Consider the following 3,170-nt stretch of genomic DNA (forward strand, 5'->3'; position numbering starts at 1 on the left):
TCCCACTACACCGACTGGACCATCGGCCACGTACACGCCGGCGCCCTCGGCTGGGTCGCGATGGTTTCCATCGGCTCGCTCTACCACCTGATCCCGAAGGTCTTCGGCCGCGAGAAGATGTACAGCCTGGGCCTGATCAACGCGCACTTCTGGCTGGCCACCATCGGCACCGTGCTGTACATCGCCTCGATGTGGGTCAACGGCATCACCCAGGGCCTGATGTGGCGCGCGGTCAACGAGGACGGCACCCTGACCTACTCCTTCGTCGAAGCGCTGGCCGCCGGCCACCCCGGCTTCATCGTGCGCATGCTCGGCGGTTTCATCTTCCTGCTCGGCATGTTCCTGATGGCCTACAACACCTGGCGCACCGTCAGTGCCGCCAAGCCGGCCGAATACGAAGCCGCCGCACAGATCGCCTGAGGAGCCGAGCATGAAACACGAAATACTCGAGAAGAACGTCGGCCTGCTGGCGCTATGCATGGCCGTGGCCGTGAGCATCGGCGGCCTGACCCAGATCGTGCCGCTGTTCTTCCAGGACGTGACCAACACCCCGGTCGAAGGCATGAAGCCCTATACCGCGCTGCAACTGGAAGGCCGCGACATCTATATCCGCGAAGGCTGCGTCGGCTGCCACTCGCAGATGATCCGTCCGTTCCGCGCCGAGACCGAACGCTACGGCCACTACTCGGTGGCCGGCGAGAGCGTCTGGGACCACCCCTTCCTGTGGGGTTCCAAGCGTACCGGCCCGGACCTGGCCCGCGTCGGTAGCCGCTACTCCGACGACTGGCACCGCGCGCACCTGTTCAACCCGCGCAACGTGGTGCCCGAGTCGAAGATGCCGGCCTACCCGTGGCTGGTGGAGAACAAGCTCGACGGCAAGGACATCGAGAAGAAGCTCGAAGTGATGCGCACCCTCGGCGTGCCCTATACCGACGAAGACATCAAGGGCGCCAAGGACTCGCTGAAAGGCAAGACCGAAATGGACGCCGTGGTCGCCTACCTGCAGGTGCTCGGCACCTCGATCAAGAACAAACGGTGACGGCAATGGATATCGGGACGCTGCGAGGACTCGGCACGCTGCTGATCATGGTCGCCTTCATCGGTCTGGTGATCTGGGCCTACAGCGGCAAACGCAAGAAGAGCTTTGACGAAGCGACGATGCTGCCCTTCGCAGACGATCCCGAAGCCAAAAAGCACGTCGAGCAAGCTTCTAGGAGTAACAAAGAATGACCACCTTCTGGAGTCTGTACATCACAGCTCTTACCGTCGGTACCTTGATCGCCCTGCTCTGGCTGGTCTTCGCCACCCGCAAGGGCGAGGCCAAGGGTACTACCGAAAAGACCATGGGCCACTCCTACGACGGCATCGAGGAGTATGACAACCCGCTGCCGAAGTGGTGGTTCATGCTGTACATCGGCACCATCGTCTTCTCCGTCGGCTACCTGGTCCTGTACCCGGGCCTGGGTAACTGGAAAGGCGTGCTGCCGGGCTACGAGGGCGGCTGGACCCAGGACAAGCAGTGGGAACGCGAGATGAACATCGCCCAGGAGAAGTACGGGCCGATCTTCGCCAAGTACGCCGCCATGCCCATCGAGGAAGTGGCCAAGGACGAGCACGCCATGAAGATGGGCAGCCGCATGTTCGCCACCTACTGCTCGATCTGCCACGGTTCCGACGCCAAGGGCGCCCTCGGCTTCCCCAACCTGGCCGACAACGAGTGGCGCTGGGGCGGTGACCCGCAGAGCATCGAGACCACCATCCTCGGCGGTCGCCACGCGATCATGGCGGCCTGGGGCGACATCCTCGGCGAAGACGGGGTGAAGAACGTCGCCGCCTACGTCCGCACCGAACTCGCCGGGCTGAAGCTGCCGGAAGGCACCAAGGCCGACGTCGAGGCCGGCAAGCAGATCTTCTCGGTCAACTGCGTCGCCTGCCACGGCCCGGAAGGCAAGGGTACCGCCCTGGTCGGCGCGCCGAACCTGACCAACCCCGGCGCGTTCATCTACGGCTCCAGCTACGCCCAGCTCCAACAAACCATCCGCCATGGCCGCCAGGGCCAGATGCCGGCCCAGGAGCCCTACCTGGGCAAGGAAAAGGTGCACATCCTGGCCGCCTACATCTACAACCTGTCGCACAACCAGGGCAGCAACTGACCCCTCCCCCCACCCGCGCCCTCCCGGGCGCGGGTCCTTCCCCCGGTCTCAGACCTTAGTCCCAGGCGGCGCGACGAAGTGTCGCACCAGCGGACGCCTTTCCTACCCTTCCTTTTCAATCGCGTCTAAGCTGCTTTGCATTCGTCCCTCTCCGGCAGAGCGACGGGACACCTAACTTCACCGGCCGAACCCACTCGCCCGGATAGCGCCAGAAAGCCATACGGCCGCCTTGGAAAGCGCTCTGAAGCAGGCATCAAACTGGCGTCGCCCCTGGCCTGGCGCGTTGCAATGCCCACCCGCTTTCTCCATACTTGCCGCCGATTTTTTGTCCCTAAAAAAGTCCATTAACCGTGGAACCCCTAGCATGAGCACAGCAATCAGTCAGACTGCTTATAACTATAAGGTGGTCCGCCAGTTCGCCGTTATGACGGTGGTCTGGGGGGTCATTGGAATGGGTCTCGGTGTCCTGATCGCCGCCCAACTGGTATGGCCCGAATTGAACTTCGACCTGCCGTGGACGAGCTTCGGCCGCCTTCGCCCCCTGCACACCAACGCGGTGATCTTCGCCTTCGGTGGGTGCGCCCTCTTCGCCACCTCGTACTACGTGGTGCAACGTACCTCGCAAGCCCGACTGATTTCAGACACGCTGGCGGCCTTCACCTTCTGGGGTTGGCAGGCCGTGATCGTGGGCGCCGTGCTGACCCTGCCGCAGGGTTTCACCACCTCCAAGGAATACGCCGAACTGGAATGGCCGCTGGCCATCCTCCTGGCGATCGTCTGGATCACCTACGCGATCGTGTTCTTCGGCACCATCGTCAAGCGCAAGGTCAAGCACATCTATGTGGGCAACTGGTTCTACGGTGCCTTCATCCTGGTGACGGCGATGCTGCATATCGTCAACCACATGTCGCTGCCGGTGAGCTGGTTCAAGTCCTACTCCGCCTACTCCGGCGCCACCGATGCGATGGTCCAGTGGTGGTACGGCCACAACGCCGTGGGCTTCTTCCTGACCACCGG

At 62.9% G+C, this 3,170-nt stretch carries 5 protein-coding genes; all 5 read left to right on the top strand.

Going from position 1 to position 3,170, the window contains the following annotated elements:
- Positions 1 to 420: cbb3-type cytochrome c oxidase subunit I (locus HMPREF2924_RS24815; protein ID WP_045108188.1), on the top strand; the 420-nt coding region annotated here is incomplete at its 5' end.
- A gap of 10 nt (positions 421 to 430) precedes the next feature.
- Entirely contained in the window at positions 431 to 1,039 is a 609-nt protein-coding gene (gene ccoO, locus HMPREF2924_RS24820) for a cytochrome-c oxidase, cbb3-type subunit II (RefSeq protein ID WP_003087318.1), read from the top strand.
- A gap of 5 nt (positions 1,040 to 1,044) precedes the next feature.
- Positions 1,045 to 1,230 carry a CcoQ/FixQ family Cbb3-type cytochrome c oxidase assembly chaperone gene (locus tag HMPREF2924_RS24825; RefSeq protein ID WP_003087314.1) on the top strand — a complete coding sequence of 62 codons (186 nt, stop codon included), beginning with the start codon at positions 1,045 to 1,047 and terminating at the stop codon, positions 1,228 to 1,230.
- Complete coding sequence (gene ccoP / locus HMPREF2924_RS24830; protein ID WP_003087308.1) at positions 1,227 to 2,153, top strand: cytochrome-c oxidase, cbb3-type subunit III; 927 nt, start codon at positions 1,227 to 1,229, stop codon at positions 2,151 to 2,153. Before HMPREF2924_RS24825 ends, ccoP begins: the two co-directional genes overlap by 4 nt.
- Before the next feature lie 364 nt (positions 2,154 to 2,517).
- Positions 2,518 to 3,170: cbb3-type cytochrome c oxidase subunit I (locus HMPREF2924_RS24835; RefSeq protein ID WP_049247338.1), on the top strand; the 653-nt coding region annotated here is incomplete at its 3' end.

Source organism: Pseudomonas sp. HMSC063H08 (genome assembly GCF_001813645.1).
Taxonomy (GTDB): domain Bacteria; phylum Pseudomonadota; class Gammaproteobacteria; order Pseudomonadales; family Pseudomonadaceae; genus Pseudomonas; species Pseudomonas aeruginosa.